This is a genomic window from Parafrankia sp. EUN1f (assembly GCF_000177675.1).
Taxonomy (GTDB): domain Bacteria; phylum Actinomycetota; class Actinomycetes; order Frankiales; family Frankiaceae; genus Parafrankia.
The window spans coordinates 1-22,801 of record NZ_ADGX01000136.1 but is presented as its reverse complement, the minus strand read 5'-3'; the positions used below and the strand labels follow the sequence as shown (position 1 = coordinate 22,801).

22 protein-coding genes are annotated in these 22,801 nt (G+C 71.4%); 7 read left to right on the top strand and 15 right to left on the bottom strand.

The features are described from left to right. A partial coding sequence (locus FREUN1FDRAFT_RS29570) for a long-chain fatty acid--CoA ligase (RefSeq protein WP_006543980.1) occupies positions 1-936 on the top strand: 936 nt, incomplete at its 5' end. 114 nt (positions 937-1,050) lie between these two features. Here FREUN1FDRAFT_RS29570 and FREUN1FDRAFT_RS29565 read toward each other — a convergent pair. The 3 genes from FREUN1FDRAFT_RS29565 to FREUN1FDRAFT_RS29555 all read right to left on the bottom strand — a co-directional run bounded on the left by FREUN1FDRAFT_RS29565 (position 1,051) and on the right by FREUN1FDRAFT_RS29555 (position 4,053). Beyond that, positions 1,051-2,172 (bottom strand): glycosyltransferase family 4 protein, encoded by a 1,122-nt coding sequence (locus tag FREUN1FDRAFT_RS29565; protein ID WP_006543979.1) that lies wholly within the window; start codon positions 2,170-2,172, stop codon positions 1,051-1,053. A gap of 205 nt (positions 2,173-2,377) precedes the next feature. After that, positions 2,378-2,557, bottom strand: coding sequence for a hypothetical protein (locus tag FREUN1FDRAFT_RS29560; protein WP_006543978.1), 180 nt, complete (start codon positions 2,555-2,557; stop codon positions 2,378-2,380). 179 nt (positions 2,558-2,736) lie between these two features. Then, positions 2,737-4,053 carry an NYN domain-containing protein gene (locus tag FREUN1FDRAFT_RS29555; RefSeq protein ID WP_006543977.1) on the bottom strand — a complete coding sequence of 439 codons (1,317 nt, stop codon included), beginning with the start codon at positions 4,051-4,053 and terminating at the stop codon, positions 2,737-2,739. A gap of 755 nt (positions 4,054-4,808) precedes the next feature. Here FREUN1FDRAFT_RS29555 and FREUN1FDRAFT_RS29550 point away from each other — a divergent pair. Continuing rightward, complete coding sequence (locus FREUN1FDRAFT_RS29550; RefSeq protein WP_006543976.1) at positions 4,809-6,125, top strand: DUF4352 domain-containing protein; 1,317 nt, start codon at positions 4,809-4,811, stop codon at positions 6,123-6,125. A 118-nt stretch (positions 6,126-6,243) separates the two neighbouring features. Here FREUN1FDRAFT_RS29550 and FREUN1FDRAFT_RS29545 read toward each other — a convergent pair whose 3' ends face one another. Next, positions 6,244-6,660 carry an HIT family protein gene (locus FREUN1FDRAFT_RS29545; RefSeq protein WP_006543975.1) on the bottom strand — a complete coding sequence of 139 codons (417 nt, stop codon included), beginning with the start codon at positions 6,658-6,660 and terminating at the stop codon, positions 6,244-6,246. A 160-nt stretch (positions 6,661-6,820) separates the two neighbouring features. Between FREUN1FDRAFT_RS29545 and FREUN1FDRAFT_RS29540 the strand changes: the two genes are divergently transcribed. Both FREUN1FDRAFT_RS29540 and FREUN1FDRAFT_RS29535 read left to right on the top strand, forming a co-directional pair. Further along, on the top strand, positions 6,821-7,288 hold the full coding sequence (locus tag FREUN1FDRAFT_RS29540; RefSeq protein WP_006543974.1) for a VOC family protein: 468 nt from the start codon (positions 6,821-6,823) through the stop codon (positions 7,286-7,288). 107 nt (positions 7,289-7,395) lie between these two features. Next, complete coding sequence (locus FREUN1FDRAFT_RS29535) at positions 7,396-9,093, top strand: DEDD exonuclease domain-containing protein (RefSeq protein ID WP_006543973.1); 1,698 nt, start codon at positions 7,396-7,398, stop codon at positions 9,091-9,093. 164 nt (positions 9,094-9,257) lie between these two features. Here the strand turns inward: FREUN1FDRAFT_RS29535 and FREUN1FDRAFT_RS29530 are convergent, their stop codons facing one another. The 8 genes from FREUN1FDRAFT_RS29530 to FREUN1FDRAFT_RS29495 all read right to left on the bottom strand — a co-directional run bounded on the left by FREUN1FDRAFT_RS29530 (position 9,258) and on the right by FREUN1FDRAFT_RS29495 (position 16,275). Next, positions 9,258-10,877, bottom strand: coding sequence for a ubiquinol-cytochrome c reductase cytochrome b subunit (locus FREUN1FDRAFT_RS29530; RefSeq protein WP_006543972.1), 1,620 nt, complete (start codon positions 10,875-10,877; stop codon positions 9,258-9,260). Then, the gene (locus tag FREUN1FDRAFT_RS29525; protein ID WP_006543971.1) at positions 10,874-12,205 is read right to left on the bottom strand and encodes a ubiquinol-cytochrome c reductase iron-sulfur subunit; all 1,332 of its coding nucleotides are present in this window, start codon (positions 12,203-12,205) and stop codon (positions 10,874-10,876) included. Before FREUN1FDRAFT_RS29525 ends, FREUN1FDRAFT_RS29530 begins: the two co-directional genes overlap by 4 nt. Further along, positions 12,202-13,080 carry a c-type cytochrome gene (locus FREUN1FDRAFT_RS29520; protein WP_006543970.1) on the bottom strand — a complete coding sequence of 293 codons (879 nt, stop codon included), beginning with the start codon at positions 13,078-13,080 and terminating at the stop codon, positions 12,202-12,204. Before FREUN1FDRAFT_RS29520 ends, FREUN1FDRAFT_RS29525 begins: the two co-directional genes overlap by 4 nt. 5 nt (positions 13,081-13,085) lie before the next feature. Further along, complete coding sequence (locus tag FREUN1FDRAFT_RS29515) at positions 13,086-13,724, bottom strand: heme-copper oxidase subunit III (protein WP_006543969.1); 639 nt, start codon at positions 13,722-13,724, stop codon at positions 13,086-13,088. Between the two features lie 247 nt (positions 13,725-13,971). Further along, a complete protein-coding gene (locus FREUN1FDRAFT_RS29510; protein WP_232295472.1) occupies positions 13,972-14,436 on the bottom strand; it encodes an SseB family protein in 465 nt (154 codons plus the stop codon). A gap of 151 nt (positions 14,437-14,587) precedes the next feature. Continuing rightward, positions 14,588-15,187: a DUF3501 family protein gene (locus FREUN1FDRAFT_RS29505; protein WP_006543967.1), complete on the bottom strand. Its 600-nt coding sequence runs from the start codon at positions 15,185-15,187 to the stop codon at positions 14,588-14,590. A gap of 182 nt (positions 15,188-15,369) precedes the next feature. Continuing rightward, complete coding sequence (locus tag FREUN1FDRAFT_RS29500) at positions 15,370-15,810, bottom strand: rubrerythrin family protein (RefSeq protein WP_006543966.1); 441 nt, start codon at positions 15,808-15,810, stop codon at positions 15,370-15,372. Between the two features lie 36 nt (positions 15,811-15,846). Next, entirely contained in the window at positions 15,847-16,275 is a 429-nt protein-coding gene (locus FREUN1FDRAFT_RS29495) for a Fur family transcriptional regulator (protein ID WP_006543965.1), read from the bottom strand. Between the two features lie 517 nt (positions 16,276-16,792). On the opposite strand from FREUN1FDRAFT_RS29495, the gene FREUN1FDRAFT_RS29490 reads away from it, so the two are divergent. Both FREUN1FDRAFT_RS29490 and trpD read left to right on the top strand, forming a co-directional pair. Next, positions 16,793-17,218: a hypothetical protein gene (locus FREUN1FDRAFT_RS29490; RefSeq protein ID WP_006543964.1), complete on the top strand. Its 426-nt coding sequence runs from the start codon at positions 16,793-16,795 to the stop codon at positions 17,216-17,218. Between the two features lie 12 nt (positions 17,219-17,230). Further along, entirely contained in the window at positions 17,231-18,457 is a 1,227-nt protein-coding gene (trpD, locus tag FREUN1FDRAFT_RS29485; RefSeq protein ID WP_006543963.1) for an anthranilate phosphoribosyltransferase, read from the top strand. Positions 18,458-18,829: 372 nt separating this feature from the next. Here trpD and FREUN1FDRAFT_RS29480 read toward each other — a convergent pair whose 3' ends face one another. The 3 genes from FREUN1FDRAFT_RS29480 to coxB are packed head-to-tail and all read right to left on the bottom strand — an operon-like array spanning position 18,830 to position 21,782. After that, positions 18,830-19,231 carry a cytochrome c oxidase subunit 4 gene (locus FREUN1FDRAFT_RS29480; RefSeq protein WP_006543962.1) on the bottom strand — a complete coding sequence of 134 codons (402 nt, stop codon included), beginning with the start codon at positions 19,229-19,231 and terminating at the stop codon, positions 18,830-18,832. Then, a complete protein-coding gene (gene ctaD / locus FREUN1FDRAFT_RS29475) occupies positions 19,228-20,925 on the bottom strand; it encodes a cytochrome c oxidase subunit I (protein WP_006543961.1) in 1,698 nt (565 codons plus the stop codon). Before ctaD ends, FREUN1FDRAFT_RS29480 begins: the two co-directional genes overlap by 4 nt. Then, positions 20,922-21,782, bottom strand: a complete 861-nt coding sequence (coxB, locus tag FREUN1FDRAFT_RS29470) for a cytochrome c oxidase subunit II (RefSeq protein ID WP_050796092.1) — start codon at positions 21,780-21,782, stop codon at positions 20,922-20,924. The genes ctaD and coxB overlap by 4 nt, the downstream gene beginning before the upstream one ends. A gap of 482 nt (positions 21,783-22,264) precedes the next feature. Here coxB and FREUN1FDRAFT_RS29465 point away from each other — a divergent pair. Next, on the top strand, positions 22,265-22,801 hold a 537-nt coding region (locus FREUN1FDRAFT_RS29465; protein ID WP_035954326.1), incomplete at its 3' end, for an aminotransferase class V-fold PLP-dependent enzyme.

Sequence of the window (22,801 nt, the reverse complement as noted above, 5' to 3'; positions counted from 1 at the left end):
GGCAAGGGCCGCATCTTCGACGCGGCCGAGGCCACCGCGGTCGCCTACAGCCGCGCCCTCGACCAGGGCGGCCCGGGCCTCGCGCTGCGGCTGAGGCACGCGCTGTTCAACCGGCTCGTCTACGGCAAGCTGCGGTCCGCCCTGGGCGGCAACATCACCCACGGGATCAGCGGCGGTGCTCCGCTGAACGTTCACCTCTGCCACTTCTTCCGCGGCATCGGCTTCCTCATCCTGGAGGGCTACGGCCTGACCGAGTCCACCGCCGCGGCCACGGTGAACCGGCCGGAGTCGCTGAAGATCGGCACGGTGGGCCTCCCGCTGCCCGGGGTCACGGTCCGCATCGCCGACGACGGCGAGGTGCTGCTGCGCGGCGACCTGGTGCTCAGCGGCTACCGGAACAACGAGACCGCCGGCAAGGAGGCGCTGGACTCCGACGGCTTCCTGCGCACCGGTGACCTCGGCTCGCTCGACGAGACGGGGCATCTGCGGATCACCGGCCGGAAGAAGGAGATCCTGGTGACCGCCGGCGGCAAGAACGTCGCCCCGGCACCGCTGGAGCAGCGGATCGGCCAGCACCCGCTGGTCGGGCAGGCGATGCTCGTCGGCGACCAGCGGCCGTTCATCGCCGCCCTCATCACCCTGGACCCCGAGGCGTTCGCCACCTGGCTCAAGACCAACGGGCGCCCGGCGACCGCCACCCCCAGCGACCTCGCGAACGACCCCACGCTGGTGGCCGAGATCCAGCAGGCCGTGGACGCCGCGAACGCCACGGTCTCCCACGCCGAGGCGATCAAGAAGTTCGTGATCCTCCCGTACGACTTCACCATCGCCGGCGGCGAGCTGACCCCCAGCCTCAAGGTGAAGCGCAACGTGGTGATGGAGCGCTTCGCGGACACGGTGGAAGCCATCTACGCGACGCCCCGCGTCACCACCTGACGCCGCACGACCGACTGGCCGACCGCCCGGGCGCCCGGCCACCCGGGCCGACGGCCAGCCCGGCCGGGCGGTGGGCTCGGCCGGGCGGTGGGCTCGGCCGGGCTGGACGCCTGTTCAGGCGAGCAGCAGCTCATGCAGCTGGCTCGCCAGGACGTCCCATCGCCAGCGCAACTCGACCCACGCGCGCCCCGCCGTGCCCATCGACCGGGCCCGGTCCGGGTCGGCCAGGAGATCACCGACCGCGCGGACCAGCCCGCGCAGATCCCGGCCGTCGACGACGACTCCGGTGCGCTGGTCGAGGACCGCGTCGGGGGCACCCCCGCTGCGCCCGGCGACGACCGGCAGGCCCGTCGCCGACGCCTCCAGGTAGACGATGCCCAGCCCCTCGACCTCCAGCCCGGCCCGCCGGTTTCGGCACGGCATCGCGAACACGTCGCCGGCCGCGTAGTGGGCCGGCAGCTCCTCCCAGGGCACCGAACCGGTCAGCACCACATGGTCGGCCACGTCGTTCTCACGGATGAGCCGGGCGAGCTCCTGCCGGTACGGCCCGCCACCGACGAGCAGCAGCGCGGTGCCCGGGACCCGGCGACGCAACGCCGGCAGCGCCCTGATCAGCATGTCCTGACCCTTGCGAGGCACCAGCCGGCTCACGCACACGACCACCGGACGACCGTCGAGCTGGTAGCGGCGGCGGATCTCGTCCCGGCCCTCCCCCGGGCGGAACAGCGCGGGATCAACCCCGCTGGGCAGCCGGGCGAGGTCAGGGCGCGCACCGAGAGCCGGCGCGAGGCGCGCCCGGGTGTAGTCGGTGAGATAGGTGACGACGTCGGTGGTCGACCCGATCCGCCGCAGTAACTGCCGCGGCCCGGGCAACGCCGCCCAGCCCACCTCGTGGCCGTGGGTGCTCGCGACCACCCGCCGGGCGTCGATCTCGCGGCGCAGCCGGGAGCCCAGCAGGCCGAGCGGCGCGGCCGCACCGAACCACAGGGTGTCGCACTTCTCGGCCCGGGCGATCTCCCGGGCACGGCGTAGCACATCCGGTGTGGGCAACATCAGGGACGTCGGATGCCGGATGACGGGGAAGGGCGCCGCCGCGTCGAACTCGGCGGCTCCGCGCCAGGCCGGTGCGTACACGACGACCTCGTCCGGCGGAAGGCGCGAGGCGAAGTTGTGCACATACGCCTGGATTCCGCCCGGACGGGGCGGAAAATCGTTGGTCACCGTGAGCACCCGCACGCGGTCATGCTCCCGCATCACCCGTGCCAGGGGCCGCGTGGGACGCGCTACTTCTCATCCGGCGTCTGAACTTCACCCAGCCCGACGACACCAGGCATCCATCCGCACACGGATCGCTGCCGTTCGGACCGTTGACCTGCCCGCCGCGCCTCCGCGGACATCAGCCAGAAACCGGACGACCGCGGGGTGACACGCCCGGAAAGGATCAGGCCGCCTCGAAGCCGCGCGGCATGCGAATCAGGCCGCCGGCGGCCAGCACCGCCAGCGCCCGGCGCTCGTCGTCATCCCACTCCCGCGCCCCACTCGGCGTGGCCAGCAGGATCGTCATCACACAGCCCTCGCAGGCGGCCTTCTGCGCCGTGCACGTGTCGCAGTCGATCAGCATCGTGCTCACCTCTCGCCCTCACGGCGCCGGCCCGCACCGGCCAGCCCGCACCGGCCTCGCGACCACGCCGAAATCGGACACCAGTTCGACAGGTGTCACGCTAGAGCGGGGGTACGACAGTTTTCGGCGTCGGTTCTCGGCGGCGTCGGTTCTCGGCGCGGCGTCGGTTCTCGGCGGCGTCAGCGGTCCAGGCGGGAGAGCAGGGCGTCCGAGGAGACCGTGCGCGCCCCCAGGGCCGCGCAGTTGTCCGCGACCTCGCGATCGGACGTCACGATCGCGACCGGGCGACCCTGCGGCTCGGCCCGCACGAGACGCCGGATCTCGTCGTCGGCGAGCTCGCCGGCCTGGCTGAACACAACCCGCACGCCACGCGGCATGGCCACGCCGACCGGGCGGGCGAGGACAGCCGTCGCGTCGAAGACCACCGTCACCTCCGTGTCCGGCGACCGGCCCGCGAGTGCCCCGAGACCGGCCAGCAGCCGCGCCCGCTGCGCCTGCAACGTCAGGCTGCCGTAGCCGCGCTTGGTGACGTTGTACCCGTCGATGATCAGATGCAGGCCTGGAATCGCCAGGACGTCGTCGATGATGGTGGGGTCGTCCTCGGTGCGCCCCCGCCCGCCGACGCCGGAGAACGGGTCGAAGGCCCGGCCGCCGCTTTCGGAGCGCACGAGCAGGTCGGCCGGCCGCGCGACGGTCGTCGGCAACGACAGCTCCCGCCGGACGCCGTTCGCCGCGGCCATCAGCGTGTCGAGCAGCACCCGTAGCCGCGCCTCGTCCATGCTGCGCGATTCCCGGTTGTCGCGGCGGGTCGCGGAGGCCGCGGCCTCCAGGTCGCCGATCTTCGCCCGCAGCCGCCTCGCCTCGGCCTCGGCCTCCCGGGCGGTCTGCAACGCGGCGTCCCGTGCCGCCTCCGCGGCCAGGCTGATCTCCCGCGCCGTCACCTCGGCCCGCCGCACCCGATCGGCGGAGGCCCGCAGGCGGCGACGACCCTCCTCCACCTCCGCCCGGGCCTGCTCGAGCTGGCCCCGCAACTGCTCCTGCTCGGCGCGCGCCAGCCGCCGGACTGCCTCGACCTGTTCCTCGAGGCGGCGGATCTCCTGCGCCGCCGCGTCGATCCGCGCCGAGGTGACCTCCTGCGCCGAGGATCGGGCCGCCTCCTCCACGAGCACCGCCCACTCCGCGGTCCGCAAAATGTAAGCGATGGCCGCCACCTGAGCGGGCGGCGCGGCCGGCGGCGGACCGTCCGGGGCCGTCACAGCGGCGACGAGGTCCGGGTTCGTCCGACGCACCCAGTCCGCCACCCGGCCCCGGAAATGGGCGTCGTTCTCCATGGCTGAGGCCAGCGGCACGGCACCGAGACGGGCTCGTCGTGACGGCTTGAAGCGGCGCACGGCGAGCAGGCTCGGCGGGACGACCGACTCCGCGAGGTCGGCCAGCGTGTCGGCGGCGTAGGCGACAACCTGCGCTCGCACATCCGCGGGCAGCGTGTCGTTCATCCGACAGCTCCGACTCGCCGGGATTGCCCGACTTGTCCGGCTGGAGAAGAAGCCAGCACGAATCGCCGCAGGCCCCCCGGCTCAGACACGCCACGGGTCGGGACGCCGACCACCCGCAGCCGGTCTGACGCACGAGGCGATTCCACGGGCACGGGGACTCCGGAACGAACGACGACAGCGACGGTCCAGAGTATCGGTCGGTGCACCCACGCCTCCCCGACGCCTGAGGTCGCCCGGCCACTGCCGGTATCTCCGCGCTTCCCCGACCGTGACCTGCTCGGCCGCGGCCGGCCCCCCGTTGCTCCCTGCCGGTCCACCCTCGCCTGCCCGTCCGCCGCCCGCCCGTCCACCCTGGCCTACCTGCCCGCCCCGACCTCCCCGCCCACCCTGACCTGCCTGCCCACCCGGATCGACGCCCACCCGCGCCGCGGGAACACGTACCGAACGACACCCCTCACCGAACGGCGTGCAGGAACAACAGTGCGCGGCGATCAGCAATGGGGCCGGCCGTGAACGCAACGCGCCAGACGCAAACGGCGACGAGTCCGGCCAGAAAACGGGCGGCATTGTGCGTCCAGAGTGCGCCGAGCGCGGTCCCTCCGTGTCCCGACCGGAGCAGCAACCGCTTCACCAAGGCCGCTAAGGACGGAAAAGAGGCCCATTGTCCGCGTTGATATACGTCTTATGTAACCTCGCCGTGGTTATTTGTGCTCCGCCTCGTTGGACGCGCGACGGCGGCCGTCGAGAGGACCTGTGTGACCGACCAGAACCCACCCGGCCAGCCTGCTCCCGGCCTGGACAACCAGGAGACCCAGCGGGCCCCCAGCACCTCGTGGCAACAGCCGGCAGGCGCTGGAAGCCCGGCGGCCAACGCCGGTGCGACACCTCCGCCCGCGCCGGTGCCGCAGTGGGGAGGTGGCACCCCGGCTCCCGGTCAGGAGGGCGGCTGGCCGTCGCCACCGCCCGCCGGCGCCTGGGGGGCGCCGCCCGCAGCCGGTCCCACCCCGGAAAGCTCGTGGCCGGGGGCCGGGCAGTCGCAGCCACAGCAGCAGTGGCCACCGCAGAGCTCTGACACGCCCTGGGGCCAGCAGGCACCGCCCGCCACCGGCTGGCAGCAGCCCGCCGGGCAGGCGCAGCAGGGCGTGCCGGCCGGCGGCTGGCCGCAGCCCGGCGGCTACCCCGGCCAGTACCCACCGGCCGACTACCAGGGTCAGCCCGGCCAGTACCCACCGGCTGGCTTCCAGGGCGCGCCCGACCAGTACGCGCAGGCCAACTACCAGGGCTACCCGCCGCAGGGCCCGCCGTCGGCGCAGCCCGGGCCCGGGCAGTTCCAGGAGCAGCCGGGACAGTGGCCCCAGCCCGCGGGACCCACGCCGGCAGCGCGGCGGCGCAACCCCGCGGTGATCATCGTTCCGCTGGCGGTTGTCGCCGCGGTCGTCCTGGGCCTGGTCATCGCCTTCGCCACCAAGGGCGGCGGCGATGACTCCGACCAGACCGTCGCGGCGTCCACTCCCGGCACGGTCACGCTGCCCAGCCTCGCGGCGAGCGCTGGCGCGGCGCCCGGCGGTGCCGCCGCACCGGGCGCTGTCCCGCCAGCAGGTGGTGCCACCGCGCCGCAGCCGTCCGCGCCCGGGGGCTGCACGCCGCTCACCCCCGCCAACCCGCCCGCGGGCGTGGCCGGGCTGGGTGGCTCGTCGTCGGTCACCGGCAAGGGCACGTCCTCGTACAGCACCTTCGACGCCAAGGCCACGCTGAACTCGGTCTGCACCTCGACGGCGAGGGTCGAGGAGTACGGCGACCCGCCCGTCCAGGGAGCCTTCTACGTCCTGAACGTGACCGTGGAGGTCAGCGCGGGCGACATCTCGGCCGCTCCCGACGACTTCTACATCCAGACCACGGACGGCAGCCGGTACGACGGCGAGTTCAGCTCGCTCGTGCCGAAGCTCTACACCAGCAACGTCAAGGCCGGCCAGAAGGTCACCGGGTTCGTGCTCATCGACGCGCCCCTCGGCCACTTCACGCTCAACTGGGAGCCGCTGTTCGCGGTACAGCCCGCGAAGTTCCAGCTCTGACCTGACCGTCGGCGCACCGACTCCACCGTCGGTGCGCCGGCCACCGAACAAGGCCTGAGGATCCTGGTCGCCATAGCGACCAGGATTTTCTGCTCTTCCAGCCGCCGCCGGCGAATGATCAGGGCTGGCTGTGGCCCTGCGCCGCGAGCGCCGTGCGCAGCCGCTCGGCCGCGTCGTCCATCAGGGCCGGGTCGGGGTCCCGGTCGGCGAGCGCGAAGCTCAGCTGCGCCTCCGACTCGATGGGGATCAGGTGCACGTGGGTGTGCGGAACCTCCAGGCCCGCGATGATCGCGGCCACCCGGCGCGGCTTGAACGCCGCGTCCATCGCCCGCCCGATCGTGGCCGCGGCGGACCACACGGAGCGCACCACCTCGTCGGGCAGGTCGATCCAGTGGTCGATCTCCAGCCGGGGCACCACGAGCGTGTGACCGGGGCGGACCGGCGCGATCGAGAGGAAGGCGACCGAGACCTCGTCCGAGTAGACGATGCGACCGGGCAGCTCGCCGTTGATGATCCGCGTGAAGACACTGGCCATAGCGGGACCCTACCGAGATCGCCGCCACGGCACGCTCGCCGCGACACGACGAGCGTGCCCAAATTGCACTTTTGTTACAAAACGGCAAATGCGCACACTGTACCCACGAGTAGGACACGCCGGATCCCCACCAGTGCACCAACTTGCCCGGCCATGCGGAATGATGCTTCAGGTGGCCAGGTTTGAGACGAACGGCATCAAGGTCGGTCGAATCAGTGTCGACTGTAGCGATGTGGGCACGATGGTCCGCTTCTGGTCCGCGGCTCTGGGCTACGAGGTGTCGGAGCAGGCACGTGACGCCGCCCTGCTGCACCACCCCGCGGGAGCCGGGCCCAAGCTCCTGCTCCGGCAGCGGGCCAGGCAACGGTCCGTGCGCTGGCCGGGGCGCCGCGGCGCCCGGCGCGACGAGCACGACACAGCTCAGGACGAGGACCCCAACCGCCTGCACCTGGAGCTGTTCGCCGCCGACGCCGAGCGGGTGGTCGGCTGGCTGGCCACGCTGGGAGCCCGCAAGCTGTCCCGGTACGAGTCGCACGGCGAGACCGGCTATGTGCTGCGCGATCCGGAGGGCAACGAGTTCCGCGTGATGAACGCCGGGCCCACGGCGTTCGCCCGCCCGTTCTCCTGAGGCCCGGGACAGCCCCTCCCGACCCCGGCGATTCCCGGCGCAGCCGTGCCCGATGCCCGGGACAGGCCCTGGCGAGACCTGTCGTACCCGCCGCCTAGGGTGTGGCCGTGTGCCCTGTTCCTGCCCGTTCCGGTGCAGCTCCGCGCCAGGCGAGTCTCGCCGATCTCGGCCGCCCGCTGTCCGACCTGACCTTCGTCGTCGTCGACCTGGAGACCACCGGTGGTTCCCCGGCGACGTCCGAGATCACCGAGATCGGCGCGGTGAAGGTCCGCGGCGGGCAGGTCCTGGGCGAGATGTCGTCCCTGGTCCGGGCGTCCACGCCGATCCCCCCGGTGGTGTCGGTCCTCACCGGGATCACCGACAGCATGCTGGCCACCGCGCCGACCCTCGACGAGGTCGTGCCGACCTTCCTGGAGTTCTCCCGCGGGGCGGTGCTCGTCGCCCACAACGCCGCCTTCGACCTCGGCTTCCTGCGCGCGGCGGCGCAGGCGTGCGGCTATCCCGTCCCGGCCTGGGAGCATCTCGACACGGTGCTCATCGCACGCCGGGTGGTCACCCGGGACGAAGCCCCGAACTGCCGCCTGGCATCGCTGGCCACGCTGTTCGGCAGCCCGACCGAGCCGAACCACCGGGCCCTGGCCGACGCGCGGGCCACCGTCGCCGTCCTGCACGGGCTGTTCGAGCGGCTGGGCAACCTGGGCGTCACCACGTTGGAGGACGTGCGGGAGTACAGCGCGCGGGTCTCCCCCGCCCAGCGGCGCAAGCGCCACCTCGCCGACGACCTGCCGACCGGCCCCGGCGTCTACGTGTTCCGCGACGGCGCCGACCGGCCGCTCTACGTCGGCACGTCCCGGTCGGTGCGCTCCAGGGTGCGGACCTATTTCACCGCCAGTGAGCCGCGCAGCCGGATGGCCCAGATGGTCGCGCTCGCCGAGCGGGTCGACGCGATCGGGTGCGCGCACGCGCTGGAGGCCGAGGTGCGCGAGCTCCGGCTGATCGCCGAGCACAAGCCCCCGTTCAACCGCCGGTCCCGCCATCCGGAGCGGGCGGTCTACCTGCGCCTCACCGACGAGCTGTTCCCCCGGCTTTCCCGGGTGCGCTCCGTCGGCGACGGCGTGACCTACCTGGGCCCCTTCGGCAGCACCCAGGCCGCGCAGGAGGCCGAGATCGCCCTGCTGGCCGCGGTGCCACTGCGCCAGTGCTCGGCCCGGCTGTCACCGAGCCGGCCGACGGCCGCCTGCGCGCTGGCCGAGCTGGGCCGGTGCGGGGCGCCCTGCGACGGCCGGCAGGGCGTCGCGGAGTACGCCGAGGTGGTGGGCGCCGCCCGGGAGGCGATGAGCGGCGATCCGGGGGCCGTCCAGGAGTCGCTGGAGGCGCACATCGCGCGGCTGGCGGCCGAGCAGCGGTATGAGCAGGCCGCCGAGGTCCGCGACCGGCTCGCGGGCTATCTGCGCACCGCCGCGCGCCGGCAGCGCCTCGCCGCGCTGACCGGCATCCCTGAGATGGTCGCCGCGGCACCGACCGCCGACGCCGGGTGGGATCTCTCGGTGATCCGCCACGGCCGGCTCGTCTCCGCGGCGACGGTGGCACGGGGTGTGGACCCGAGGCCCTGGGTCGACGCGGTCGTCGCGACCGCGGAGACCGTCCGCCCCGCACCGGGGCCGACGCCGTGTGCTCTGGTCGAGGAGACGGAGCGGATCGGGCGCTGGCTCGCCGCACCGGGCGTCCGGCTCGTCCGCCTGGAGGGGGAATGGAGCTGGCCAGCGCAGGGGGCGATCCGTGCCGCGCTGCGGTACGCAACCTGACCACGGCGGCAACCAGGCGGAAGCAGGCCCCCGACATGACGAAGGGCCGCCCCTCGTCATACGACGTGGGGCGGCCCTTCGCAGGCCTCGGCGGGTCTTCGGCTCCTCCAGGCGCCGGAGCTCCGCGCGCGAACAACTGCGCGGAGCTCCGCGATACGCGGCGGTCAGTGCTTGGTCTGGCCACCGCCCCCGTGGGAACCCGTGCCCGGAGCCGCCGGCTTCTCGGACTCCTCGGTGAAGAAGCCACCGACGGCCGCGCCGGCGCGGCGCACCAGGCCCTTGCCGTGCTCGCCCTCGCCGGCCCCGATCGCCACCGGGATCCGGTCGGTCGGAACCTGCGGGTAGTCCGAGACCGGCGGCGGCTTCGGCCGGTGGTCCTCCACGAACTCGCCGTTGGCGAGCTGGCGGATGATGCCGGTCTCGATGCCGTGGTGGTCGATCTCGTGATCCCGCTCGTTCAGCGAGATGCACAGCTTCTTGGTGATGACATAGGCGATCGGCGGGACCACGATGAGCCCGATCCGGCCCGCCCAGGTCATCGTGTTCAGCGAGATGCTGAACGTGTGGGCGATGATGTCGTTGCCACCGGAGATCCACAGCACCAGGTAGAAGCTGAGGCTCATCGCACCGATCGCGGTGCGGGTCGGGGCCTCCCGCGGGCGCTGCAGCAGGTTGTGCGACTCCTTGTCCCCGGTGAACTTCGCCTCCAGGAACGGCCAGAGCGCCGCCAGCGTGAACAGGATGCCGGGCAGCACCGCCGTCGGCCACAGGACCGCCGGAATCGTGTGCCCGAGCCCGCGGAACTCCCACGGCGGCATGAGCCGGGTCGAACCGTCCAGGAAGCCGATGTACCAGTCGGGCTGGGACGCCGAGCTGACCTTGGCCGGGTCGTACGGCCCGAACGTCCAGATCGGGTTGATCTGGGCGAGACCACCGAGCAGCGCGAGCACCGCGAAGGTCAGCATGAAGAAGCCACCGGACTTCACCGCGAAGACCGGGAAGACCCGGTGACCGACCACGTTGTGCTCGGTCTTGCCCGGGCCGGGGAAGTCGGTGTGCTTCTGGTGCCACAGGATGCCCATGTGCGCGCCGATCAGGGCGAGCAGAATGCCCGGCACGAGCAGGATGTGCACCACGTAGAGCCGCGGGATGAAGTTCTCACCCGGGAACTCCCCGTTGAACACCAGGAACGACGTCCAGGTCCCGATGACCGGGATGGACTGGGCGATCGAGGCCGCGATCCGCAGACCGGTGCCGGAGAGCAGGTCGTCCGGCAGCGAGTAGCCGGCGAAGCCCTCGACCAGGCCCAGCGCCAGCAGGCCGATGCCGATCAGCCAGTTGACCTCGCGCGGCTTGCGGTAGGCGCCGGTGAAGAACACCCGCATCATGTGCGCGATGATCGACGCGACGAAGACCAGCGCCGCCCAGTGGTGGATCTGGCGGAACACCAGCCCGGCGCGGGTGTCGAAGCTGATGTCCAGCGTCGACGCGTACGCCCGGCTCATCTCCACGCCCTTGAGCGGGACGTACGAGCCGTTGTAGATGACCTCGACGTTCGACGGGTCGAAGAAGAGGGTCAGGTAGATACCGGTGAGCAGCAGGACGACGAAGCTGTAGAGCGCGATCTCACCGATGAGGAAGGACCAGTGGTCCGGGAACACCTTGTTGAAGTTCCGGCGGATCGCGCTCTGGGTCCCGAACCGCTCGTCGATGGCCCGGTTGACCGCGCGTGCCGGCGTGGGCCGCTTCTGGAACTTCGGCGTGGGTGCGGATGCGGTGGTCATGAGCGCTCCCAGAACGCGGCGCCGACGGGCTCGGTGTAGTCGCCGTTGCGGGCGATGAAGTAGCCCTCGTCATCCACCGCGATGGCGAGCTGCGGCAGCGAGCGGCTCGCCGGCCCGAAGATCGCCCGGCACCCGTCAGGCACGTTGAACACCGACTGGTGGCAGGGGCACAGCAGGTGGTGCGTCTGCTGCTCGTAGAGGCTGACGGGGCACCCGGCGTGGGTGCAGATCTTCGAGTAGGCGACGTGCCCGTCCACGGCCCAGTCCTCGCGGCCCGGGCGCGGCTTGTTCACGCCGGGCTCGAGGCGGATGAGGATCGTGGTGCTGTCCGCCTTGGTGTGGACGTCCAGCTTGGGCTCGTAGGAGATGCTGCCGTCGGCCTCCTTCACCGGGATGGCCGGGAGCACCGTCTCGATACCGCCGATCGAAATGTCACCGATCTTGACGTAGCGACCCTGCAGGTTGACCAGACGGGCGCCCTTGACCCAGTGGGTGTGGTCGAGCTTCTTGCCGGGCTTGCTGTTGGTCAGGTTCAGCAGCGGCACGACGACCAGACCACCGAGGATCGTCCCGGCCGCCAGCAGGCTGCGCCGCAGCAGCGGGTACTTGGCGAGGCCGGAGTCGGCGAAGCCGAGGGCGACCTCCTCCTCGGTGAGGGCGATCTCCTCCTGCGAGGAGGTGAACTCGTGCCGCTCCTGGACCGCGTGCTCGTGCGGCATGAGGCGCTTGGCCCACAGGATCATGCCGACCCCGAGGCCACCGATCGCGAGCCCGAGCGCGGTGCCCATCGCGGGCGTGTAGTACTGCTCGTGCTTGTCACCGACGAAGTTGGTGACGATGAAACCGACGGTGCCGACGATCGAGATGGTGAACCAGAAGGCGATGAGCCGCTCGGCGCGCCGCGAGGCACGCCGGTCGTACTCCGCGGAGTGCGGCGCGCGGGGAGTGATCCCCCCGCCGCCGCCACCGCCTGCGCCCTGCACCGTCGCGGTGGCGGCACCGCCGGATCGCATGACCGACGTCTGCGGGGCACCGGAGGAGTCGGTCGGGTGCGGGGGTGTGCCGAGCACCTCGGGGCCGTCATGTCCCCCAGCGGGGACGTCCGGGCCACCGGCTCGGGGGTCGGCGGGGTCCTTGGGATGCCCGGACGTGTCGACCGGGTGCTTCGTCCGCTTGAAAACGCTGCTCATCGAGTCCTGGTCTGATTTGTCGGCCGACTCTCCCTGATAGCCGGCGTAGTGCATACGACGCTGCGGCGAGTCTGGTGGCAGCTCGCCGCCGGCATCGGCACCGGACTCCGGCCCGGTCGGACCCTGGTTCGCGCTCACAGCTTCTGCCTCGCGCCGATCCAGAGGCAGACGCCGAGCAGCGCGCCCAGACCGATCACGATCGCGACCAGACCCTCGGGGACGGGGCCGTACTTGCCGAGCGACGAACCGCCGGGAGCCGGCGTGTCCTGGAGGTGGCGGACGTACGCGGCGACCGCGACGGCCTCCTCATCGGTGATCTGACCGGACCCGAACACCGGCATGGACTCCGGGCCGGTCCGCATCGCCTCGACGACCTGGTCGGGGGTGGCCTGGCTGAGCGACGGCGCGAACTTGCCGTAGGTCAGCGGCGCACCGGCGCCGGCGGCCTGGTGGCACTGCGCGCAGTTCGTCAGGAACAGCTCACCGCCCTCGGCGAGATCGGCGTCGTTGAGGTCCTCATCCGTCAGGTTGGGCTTCTCAGGGCCACCGCCGAGCGACTGGATGTAGGCCGCGAGCTGGTCGATCTGCGTCTGCGAGTAGAGCGGGTCCTTGCGGTCGGCCTGCGCGGCGGGCGCGGCGAGCGGCATGCGCCCGGTCGACACCTGGAAGTCCACCGCGGCCGCGCCCACGCCGATCAGGCTCGGGCCCTCGGTGGAACCCTGGGCGTTCAGGCCGTGGCAGGTTGCGCAGCCCTGCGAGTAGAGGAGCTTGCCCTGGCGCACGGCTTCGTTCGCGCTCGCAGTGTCCGCCGCGTTGCCACCGGGAGCGAGCACCGTCCACAGCACCCCCGTGGCCAGCAGGCCGAAGAGCAGGACGATGGACGACGACCGCCGACGGCGGCGCGCGGAGGCGGACCGGGAGCGTCGACCGAACCTGGCCGAGACGAGCCGGGGTCTGCCGGTCGCGCCCGCGGACGATGACGCCGCGGATTCGGATGCCTTGGATGTGGTCATGTCGCTCACTGGAGGAGGTAGATGGTGGCGAACAGGGCGATCCAGACGACGTCGACGAAGTGCCAGTAGTACGACACGACGATGGCTGACGTCGCCTTCTCAGGCGTGAAGCGCCCGTAGGTCGACCTGGCCAGCACCAGAACGAAGGCGACCAGCCCACCGATCACGTGCAGCCCGTGGAACCCGGTGGTCAGGTAGTACACCGACCCGTAGCCGTGCGACGCCAGGGTGAACTCGTTCTCCTTGAAGTACTCCCAGGCCTGCCCGCCGACGAAGACGATTCCCATCAGCAGGGAGATGAGGTACCAGCGGCGCAGCCCGAAGACGTCGCCGCGCTCGGCGGCGAAGACTCCCAGCTGGCAGGTGACGCTGGACAGGACCAGGATGACCGTGAAGAAGAGTGCATACGGGACGTGCAGGTGCACAGGGCCGATCTCGGACCCGGCCGGGTCGCCGGTGACCGGCGGCCAGTTGCCGCTGTTGACCGAGCGGATCGTGTAGTACATCGCGAACAGCGCCGCGAAGAACATCAGCTCCGACGACAGCCACACCACTGTGCCGACCGAGACCATCGAGGGACGGTTGGCCGCCGGGTGCGCTGGAGGAGCCTTCTCGAGGACAGGGGCTGAGGCCACGACGGTCATTCTGGCATGTGACGCCGCACGCGCCACCGTAGGTTCGACAATCGGTAGGACTACAGGGCGTCGATGACGCGCCGAAGCCGCCCGCCGAAGATCGAAAACTGCGCGCAGCACGCTCGAAAGGCCTGCTAATACGCAGGTTCTGGCACATGATGAGGTGTCGCGCACACCTTGCGCCCGGTTTGGGACCCGCCAGTTGTTGTGTCCCTCACCCATGGCGGCGCGGCGCGCCGACGGTGGCCCGGACGGCTCAGTCCGCGAGTGCGACGAGTGCCCGGATGCCCTCCGCGGGGAACGTGATCCCCTCGTCCGCACCCGGGTCGACGGCGAGCATGAGATCGTCGGAGGGCCACATCCGCAGCAGTGCCGCGAGCGGCACCCGCCGGTACCGGCCGACCCCGGGCAGGGCGTCGGTGAGCCGCTGTTCCGAGGTGAACGTCGGCACGAACTGGCTGCCGTCCGGCTGCTCGGCGACCGGGAGCTTCACCACCCGGGCGTCGCCGTTGTCCCGCCCGGGGTCGCTGAGGTCCGGCACGAGGACGTCGGAGGTGGCGAGGGCGCCCAGCGCGGCGGAGTCGTCCTCATCGCGGGCCAGCCGGTGCAGCGCCTCACCGGCCCGCGTCGTCGCGCCGTGGCCGGACGCGCCGGGCTGGCTGAAGTACCGGTTGAGGCGCTGGCTGAAGTCATCGTCGCGGCGGGCGTGGTCATCGGTCACGAAGCCGCTCCCCTCGGGCCGGAACGAGTCTGTCCTGACTCGCATACCCGGCCCGGGCCGGGATGAACGGGCAGCCGTGCCGACGCCGCCACGAAGGTATGACCGGCCGCGGCGCGGTCAGCGGAGCGGTCCGCGGCTCGGCAGCGCCAGGTCAGCTGCTCGGCAGCGCCAGGTCGGCGATCAGGCTGCGGCGGGTGGCGCCGGTGATGGGGGTCGAGTCGTTGTAGGCCGGGTGGTCGACCACGAGCTCGGCGGGGACCTCGGGATCGCGGAAGGCGTCCCTGGTCTCGTCCGTGAGCGGGAACCGGAACATGTGCACCGAGACGGTCTCGCTCGGGGAGTCCGGGTCCTCGTCGATGCCCGGGATCTCGACCGCGGGCACGGTCACGCCGCCGATCTCCAGCGAGATCCGGCGTTGGACACCGTCCAGGCGGCGCAGCTCGTCGCGCACGGCGTCGAGCTGGTTGAGCTCGATGAACATCGTGGCGGTGAGGACATGGCTGGAGGGCAGCAGCCGCGAGTAGACGTCGATCTCGTGGGCGACCTCGCCCGGCGCGCTGAGCCGCTCGGTGTACACCATCTCCTGCACCTGGTACTGCAGGGTCTGGGCGTTCTCGAACTCGAACAGCAGGATGTCGCCGACGCGGACCCGCCGTTCGCTGCGGATCGGGATCATCCGGGCGCGGGCCTCGCTGCGTGACGCCGCATAGGACCCATGGTCCGTCGTGATGTCGGCGGTGGTGAACGCCATCGTGCTACCTCCTGCCCCGTCGGGTGGGCGTGTGCGGGTGGGCATGTGGCCCTGGACGGTGTGACCCTGGACAGGGAACCACCGCGCGGACCGGATCACCGCCGGCCGGGGGCGGACACGGACGTCCGACGCCCGCCCCCTTCCGTGCGACGAGCGGATGCGCCAGCAGGCGCGGGCGCCGATCAGGCGTCCGCGGTCTCCTCGGCGGTCACCGCGTCGAGGGCCTTCTTGAAGCGGCCGGCGTGGGTCTTCTCGGCGCGCGCGAGAGTCGCGAACCAGTCGGCGATCTCCTCGAAGCCCTCCTCGCGGGCGGTCTTCGCGAAGCCCGGGTACATCGCGGTGAACTCGTAGGTCTCTCCGGCGACGGCGCTCGCGAGGTTCTTCGCGGTGGTGCCGACCGGCTCACCCGTGGCCGGGTCGCCGACCTCTGCGAGGAAGTCCATGTGCCCGAACGCGTGGCCGGTCTCGCCCTCGGCGGTGTCACGGAAGAGGGCGGAGGCGTCGGTCAGGCCCTCGATGTCGGCCCGGCGCGCGAAGTACAGGTAACGACGGTTGGCCTGGCTCTCGCCGGCGAAGGCCTCCTTGAGGTTCTCGTGGGTCTTGGTGCCTTCAAGCTTCGGCATGCGAAACTCCTCCAGTTACAGGATTCGGGTGTTCTGTTACGCCCACCGGCCCGGGTCCTGGCCCGCGCCGGTGGTCTGACAATCCGGGCACAGCCCTCGGAACTGCAGGTCGTACCCGGTGATCGTGAAGCCGGACCGGCGCGCGATCTCGGCCACCATCCCGTCCGGGACGGGATGGTCGATATCCGCGGCCCGACCGCACCGCTCACACACGGCATGGTCGTGCCGGCTGGTGTTGGCGTCGTACCTGGCGGCCGTGCCGTCCCCGAGGCTCAGTTCAAGGGCGTGCCCGGTCGCCACCAGCAACGCGAGCGCGCGGTACACCGTGGCGCTGCCGATACCAGGGGCAGCGACCCGCACGCGCTCGTAGACCTCGGCCGCCGTGGGATGGTCGTCGGCGGCCTTCAGCACCTCCAGCACGGCACCGCGCTGGGGGGTGAGGCGTAGTTCGGTTCGCTCCGGCATGGATCACGCCCGTCATCGGTTGGCACCCGCCCGCGCACAGCCCCGGAGGAGAGGACCGCCCGGGCAGGCGCTGGGACAAACTTTCGACCCTTTTCCCTCTCTCGGGGTGCACGGTCACGGGTGCCGCGAGTCCGGGTCCGCGAGAGAAAAGGCTCGTTGAGAACGAGTCTCAGTATCACTCTTCGGGCGGCCTGCTGGCAAACCTCACCGGACCGGATCGCCCGGCCACTCCAGGCCATCCGCCCCCGCCGCCGAGTACGTCCGCCGGACGGCCAAGACCGTACCGTTCGGCCCCCCGGCGTCCGGTGCCGGATGGGGTGCGCGACCGAGGGCCCACGAACAGATAGCCTTCGGGACGGATACCGGGATGGTGAGACCCGTGACACCACGGCCGGGGCCTCTCGGCGTGACGTCCGAGGTCCGACGCCGGCAACCGGTGCCCACGCAGTGCCGGTACCGGCAGTCGCCTCCCGATCGCCGCCACAGCGGTCGCCCGCCAGAAAGGCCCGTGGACGCCATGAGCACCGTCCTCGTCTACGCGAGCAAGCCGGACGTCCGAGAGCGCGTCCTGGCCGCGGTCGGGCGTCGCCCCGCAGCCGACCTCGATGAGATCGAGTTCGTCGAGGTGGCCGACGCCGAGACGCTCATCGACGCCGTCGACCACGGCGAGGCCGACCTCTGCATCCTCGACGCCGAGGCGACCCCGTCCGGTGGCATGGGGCTGTCCCGGCAGCTCAAGAACGAGGTCGCCGACTGCCCGCCCACCCTGCTGCTCGTCGCCCGGCGCGACGACCGCTGGCTCGCGACCTGGTCGCAGGCGGACGGGGTCGTGGGCCACCCCGTCGACCCCGGCACGCTCACCGACGAGGTCGTCCGGCTGCTGCGGGCCCGGTCCGCCGGCACGGTCGTGCGTCGGCCGGTGGTCAACACCCGGGCGCACTAGGCTGTGTTCGTCATGACGAGCACAGCGGCCACCGAGAACTGGCCGGACCTGCTCAGCATTCTGCTCGCCGGCCAGGCGCTCACCGCCGACCAGACCGGGTGGGCGATGGAGCAGATCATGGCCGGGCTGGCCACACCGGCCCAGGTCGCGGGATTCATCGTCGCGCTGCGGGCCAAGGGTGAGACCGCCCAGGAGATCGGCGGGCTGGTCCGCACGATGCTGAGCATCGCCGAGCCGCTCCCCCTCGCCGAGGAGCTGCGGGCGGCGGCCGTCGACACCTGCGGCACCGGCGGTGACCGCTCCAACACGGTGAACCTGTCGACCATGGCCGCGATCGTCACCGCCGGCGCCGGGGTCACCGTCGTCAAGCACGGCAACCGGGCCGCGTCCTCGGCCAGCGGCTCGGCGGACGTCCTCGCCGAGCTCGGAGTGGTGATCGACCTGCCGCCGGCCGGTGTCGAGGCCTGCCTGGCCGCGGCGGGAATCGCGTTCTGCTTCGCCCCGGTCTTCCACCCGGCGATGCGGTACGTGGGGAGCACCCGCAAGGAACTGGGGGTGCAGACGGCGTTCAACATCCTCGGGCCGCTGGCGAACCCGGGCCGGCCCGGCGCGCAGACGATCGGCGTCGCCGACGCACGCCTCGCCCCGATCGTCGCGGACGTCCTGGCCGACCGGGGCACGCGGGGCCTGGTCTTCCGCGGCGACGACGGACTGGACGAGCTGACCACCGCCGCCCCGTCCACCGTCTGGGTCGTGAACGCACCCATGCCGGCCGCAGCCGGCTCGGGCGGCGCCGGCCGGCCCGGGGAACCCGGCGGCCCCACCGCCGCCGCTGGCGCGGCCGGAGCCGCTGCAGCCGAGCTCGGTGCCAGCTCCGGTGGAGCCGAGCCCGGTGCCGGAGCCGGGGCCCGGTCACAGGTGCGCCGCGACCGTTTCGACCCGCGCGACCTCGGCATCACTCCCCCGGACGCGACCGCCCTGCGCGGCGCCGATGCGACGTACAACGCGGCGGTGGTACGCACGATCCTCGGCGGGGAGACCGGGCCGGTGCGCGACGCCGTCCTGCTCGCCACGGCGGCGGCGCTGGTCTCGGCGGCCGGCCCGACCGGCGCGCCCATCACCGAGCAGATCGCCGGCCAGCTCGACCGCGCCGCCGAGTCCATCGACTCGGGTGCCGCCGCCGAGACCCTGCGCCGCTGGGCCGAGGCGAGCCAGCAGGCGGCCAGAACCCGGGGCTGACCGGCCGCCTGGCCGCCGCACAGCGGCCTACCGGGGATCCCCGCGCCGCCGCGCGGCGCCAGCAATTCACCCCAATACGGGCAACCGGCACGCAGGGTCACCTGACGGTCGACAAGAAGTGAAGATTTTGGTTGTTCGATCGACCAAAATCCTCACTTCTTGCTCTTCAGCAACGGAAACACTGGCGGCAGCGGCAGCCCGAAGCTCGGGATTCCGCGGCGGGCTCACCGGCCCCGGAACATCCAAAATCCTCCGCGCCTGGGCGGAGCCGGGCGCGGCTCCGGATCTCCCGCGGGAAAACGACAGGGGCCGCGGTCCCGGGGTGGTTGCCCCGGGACCGCGGCCCCTGCGCGGTCTGACGATGGAGAAGGATCAGTCCTCAGGCAGCGGCGGGCGCCAGAAGTTCTCCATGACCAGGCAGACGGCGCTGACGAACGTCATCACGCCACCCAGGATGGTCATCCAGATACCGAAGGCAAGGCCCATCGCGGCCACGGACGCGCTCGCGGCGAGGAAGAAGGGGTAGTAGCTGCCCGGGGTGAAATGCCCGAGCTCGCCCGCCCCGTCGACGATCTCCGCATCCGGCAGGTCCTGCGGGCGCATACCGATCCGGCGGCCGGTGAAGACCAGGTAGCCGCCGATCAGGAAGCCCATCCCCGCGCACAGGGTGAGCGCGGCGGTCCCGGTCGGGTCCTTCGCCCAGAACCAGTAGACCAGCGCGGCCGCCCCGGCGAAGATGCCGAAGAAGTTGAAGATGAAGCCTTCTACCTTCATCGCGCGGCTCCCTGCCCGAGTTCCGGTGTGGCGTGCCCGACGACCCCTGGGTGGTGTGCGTCGAAGGCCGGGCGCTCGGAGCGGATACGCGGCAGCGACCGGAAGTTGTGCCGAGGCGGCGGGCACGAGGTGGCCCACTCCAGCGAGTTCGCGTGCCCCCACGGGTCGTCAGCCGCGGCGATCGGACCCTTGCGGTAGGAGTACCACAGGTTGTAGAGCAGCGGCAACGTGGAGAGGCCCATCAGGAACGAGCCGGCCGTCGCGACGGTGTTCAGCGTGGTGAAGCCGTCATTCGGGCTGTAGTCGGCGAACCGCCGCGGCATGCCCTCGGTGCCCAGCCAGTGGAACACCAGGAAGGTCGCGTTGAAGCCCAGGAACAGCGACCAGAAGTGCAGCTTCGCCAGCTTCTCGTTCATCATCCGGCCGGTGACCTTCGGGAACCAGAAGTAGACGCCGGCGAAGGCGGCGAACATGAGGCCGGCCACGACATAGTGGAAGTGCCCGACCACGAAGTAGCTGTCGCTCACGTGGAAGTCGATCGGCGGGCTGGCCAGCAGCACACCGGTGAGACCACCGAACAGGAACGTCACGAGGAAGCCGGTCGCGAAGAGCATCGGAGCCTCGAAGCTGAGCTGCCCACGCCACATCGTGCCGATCCAGTTGAAGAACTTGATGCCGGTGGGCACCGCGATCAGGAACGACAGGAAGGCGAAGAAGGGCAGCAGCACGGCGCCGGTGACGAACATGTGGTGCGCCCAGACCGCGACGGACAGGGCACCGATGCCGATGGTGGCGAACACCAGGCCCTTGTAGCCGAACAGCGGCTTGCGGGAGAACACCGGGATGATCTCACTGATGATCCCGAAGAACGGCAGCGCGATGATGTAGACCTCGGGGTGCCCGAAGAACCAGAACAGGTGCTGCCACAGCATCGCGCCGCCGTTCTCGGCGTCGAAGATGTGGGCCCCGAACCTTCGGTCCGCGGCGAGTGCCAGCAGCGCGGCCGCCAGCACCGGGAACGCGACCAGCACCAGGATTGAGGTGACCAGCAGGTTCCAGCAGAAGATCGGCATCCGGAACATCGTCATGCCCGGGGCACGCAGGCACAGGATGGTGGTGATGAAGTTGACGGCGCCGAGGATGGTGCCGAGACCCTGCACCGTCAGGCCGAGAACCCACAGGTCGGAGCCGACGCCGGGCGAGTACTGCGCGTTACTCAGCGGCGCGTACGCGAACCAGCCGAACGACGCCGCGCCACCGGGGGTCGCGAACCCGGCGAAGACGGTGAGGCTGCCGAACAGGAACAGCCAGTAGGACAGCGCGTTCAGCCGCGGGAACGCGACGTCCGGCGAGCCGATCTGCAGCGGCACCAGGTAGTTGGCGAACGCGAACGCCAGCGGCGTCGCGAACATCAGCAGCATGAGCGTGCCGTGCATGGTGAAGTACTGGTTGTACTGCTCGTTCGAGAAGTACTGCAGGCCCGGGCGGGCAAGCTCCGCCCGGATGAAGATCGCGAGAATGCCGGCGATCACGAAGAACGCGAACGACGTCAGGAAGTACATGATCGCGATGTCTTTGTGGGACGTCGTCCGCAGGTAGCCGAGCAGGTTCGCGATCGGCGGCTTGTAGTTCGGGTCCGCCGAGTCGTGAGTGTGCCCGGCCGGCCCGGCGGGCGACTCGTGCAGAAGGGTCACTGGACACTCCCGGTGGTGGCGCCGGAGGACGGTGCCGCGCTGATCGCGGCGGTCTCCCGTTCCTCGATGAAGCGGTCGTACTCGGCACCGGGCACGACCTTGACGTAGAACGTCATCCGGTCATGGTCGGTACCGCACAGCTCGGCGCATCGACCGACAAAGGTTCCGGTCTTCGTCGCGGTGAGCTCGAACTGGTTGACGCGCCCGGGGACGACGTCCCGCTTGAACAGGAACTCGGGCACCCAGAACGAGTGGATCACGTCCGGCGACGTGAGCACGAACCGGACGGACCGGCCCTCGGGCAGCACCAGCACCGGGGCCTCACCGGGCCGGCCGGTGACCTCGACCTGGTTCGTGCCCGGCGTCTTGCCGGTGTCGAGGTACTGGAACTGCCAGTTCCACCGGAAACCGATCACGTTCACCGTGACGTCGGGGTCGTCCGAGAGCTTGGTGATCTCGGTCTCGTCACGAGCGGTGTAGTAGAAGAGGCCCGCCACGATCACAACTGGCACGACGGTGTACAGGATCTCGACGGGCAGGTTGTACCGGACCTGGCGCGGCAGGACATCACTGCGCTTCCGGAACACGATGACCGCATAGAAGATCAGAGCCCATACGAACACACCGACGGCCAGGGCGGCGATAACCGAGCCCTGCCACATGTTCAGGATCCGCGGGGTGTGGTTGGTCACACCATCTGGGAATCCAAAGTTGGGAACGTCGCAGGCGGTCGCCAGCAGGCCTACGGCCGCCAGCGTGGCGCCCATGCGCGCTCCCGCGCGACGCCGGGCCGGCCGTCGGTGTCCAACCCGACGGCTCGCCGGCTCGTCCGCGTCAGCGGTGTCAGCCGGGGCCATCGGCGTGTCCTCGACATCCGCGAGCGACGGCCGGGTCCGACCGAAGGATCTCCTCACCAGGTCCTGCCTCCCACGACTAGCGGCCGCGTCGGCGATGGACGGATCGCAAGTTCCGCCACCGCCTCGCGACCGCATAGAAACGCTTCGCGGGCCGGCCGGTCCAACCGGCCTCGCTGCTTCGTCTTCCGACTGTCTTCGACACGCTGTAGATGGTGCGGCAGCAGCGTATCCCAGCAGCGGTCGAGCTTCTCGCCGCAGGCCCCGTCCGGAGCTGTGAGACACGACCCGCGGGGCAACGTGGACAGGCCGGAGTGCCCTTGATCCGGACCGCCGGCGGGGCCCGACCGGACCCCCGGCGGTGGTATCCGCCATCTGCTTTCTTCACGACACCCCGCAAAGGCTTTCCCGTTCCCTGCACGAATGCGGCGACACCGCTGTGGTGGGGCGCCCGGATGCCCCTCAACGGGCGTAGCGTCACTCTCGTGCCGGCCTACCTCGACCACGCGTCGACCACGCCGCTGCATCCGGTCGCCCGGGAAGCGCTGCTCGCCGCGATGGACGACGGATGGGCCGACCCGGCCCGGCTCCACCGCGAGGGGCGTCGCGCGCGGATGTTGCTCGATGCCGCCCGCGAGACCGTGGCCGGCGTGCTGGGTGCCCGCGCCCCCGAAATCAGCTTCACGGCCAGTGGCACCGCCGCGGCCCACCTGGCACTTCTCGGTACCGCGGCGGCTCGCCGCCGGGCCGGCGGGGTGGTCGTGGTCAGTGCCGTGGAACACTCCAGCGTCCTGCACGCCGCCCAGCGCCACGAAGGTGCCGGCGGCGAGGTCGTGACGATCGGGGTGGACCGGCTCGGCCGCGTCGAGCCGGCCGCCTTCGCCGCCGCGCTCGACGCCCGCCCGGACACGGCGGTCGCGGCGCTACAGCATGCCAACCACGAGGTCGGCACGGTCCAGCCGGTCGCCGAGGTGGCGCAGGCGCTGCGGGCGCGGGGCGTGCCGCTGCTCACCGACGCCGCG

Bases quoted from the DNA above. Each gene is read 5' to 3' on its own strand.
- FREUN1FDRAFT_RS29560 (WP_006543978.1), bottom strand. From the start codon at position 2,557: ATGCTGATCGACTGCGACACGTGCACGGCGCAGAAGGCCGCCTGCGAG.
- FREUN1FDRAFT_RS29555 (WP_006543977.1), bottom strand. From the start codon at position 4,053: ATGAACGACACGCTGCCCGCGGATGTGCGAGCGCAGGTTGTCGCCTAC.
- FREUN1FDRAFT_RS29545 (WP_006543975.1), bottom strand. From the start codon at position 6,660: ATGGCCAGTGTCTTCACGCGGATCATCAACGGCGAGCTGCCCGGTCGC.
- FREUN1FDRAFT_RS29540 (WP_006543974.1), top strand. From the start codon at position 6,821: ATGATGCTTCAGGTGGCCAGGTTTGAGACGAACGGCATCAAGGTCGGT.
- FREUN1FDRAFT_RS29530 (WP_006543972.1), bottom strand. From the start codon at position 10,877: ATGACCACCGCATCCGCACCCACGCCGAAGTTCCAGAAGCGGCCCACG.
- FREUN1FDRAFT_RS29520 (WP_006543970.1), bottom strand. From the start codon at position 13,080: ATGACCACATCCAAGGCATCCGAATCCGCGGCGTCATCGTCCGCGGGC.
- FREUN1FDRAFT_RS29515 (WP_006543969.1), bottom strand. From the start codon at position 13,724: ATGACCGTCGTGGCCTCAGCCCCTGTCCTCGAGAAGGCTCCTCCAGCG.
- FREUN1FDRAFT_RS29505 (WP_006543967.1), bottom strand. From the start codon at position 15,187: ATGGCGTTCACCACCGCCGACATCACGACGGACCATGGGTCCTATGCG.
- FREUN1FDRAFT_RS29500 (WP_006543966.1), bottom strand. From the start codon at position 15,810: ATGCCGAAGCTTGAAGGCACCAAGACCCACGAGAACCTCAAGGAGGCC.
- FREUN1FDRAFT_RS29495 (WP_006543965.1), bottom strand. From the start codon at position 16,275: ATGCCGGAGCGAACCGAACTACGCCTCACCCCCCAGCGCGGTGCCGTG.
- FREUN1FDRAFT_RS29490 (WP_006543964.1), top strand. From the start codon at position 16,793: ATGAGCACCGTCCTCGTCTACGCGAGCAAGCCGGACGTCCGAGAGCGC.
- trpD (WP_006543963.1), top strand. From the start codon at position 17,231: ATGACGAGCACAGCGGCCACCGAGAACTGGCCGGACCTGCTCAGCATT.
- FREUN1FDRAFT_RS29480 (WP_006543962.1), bottom strand. From the start codon at position 19,231: ATGAAGGTAGAAGGCTTCATCTTCAACTTCTTCGGCATCTTCGCCGGG.
- coxB (WP_050796092.1), bottom strand. From the start codon at position 21,782: ATGGCCCCGGCTGACACCGCTGACGCGGACGAGCCGGCGAGCCGTCGG.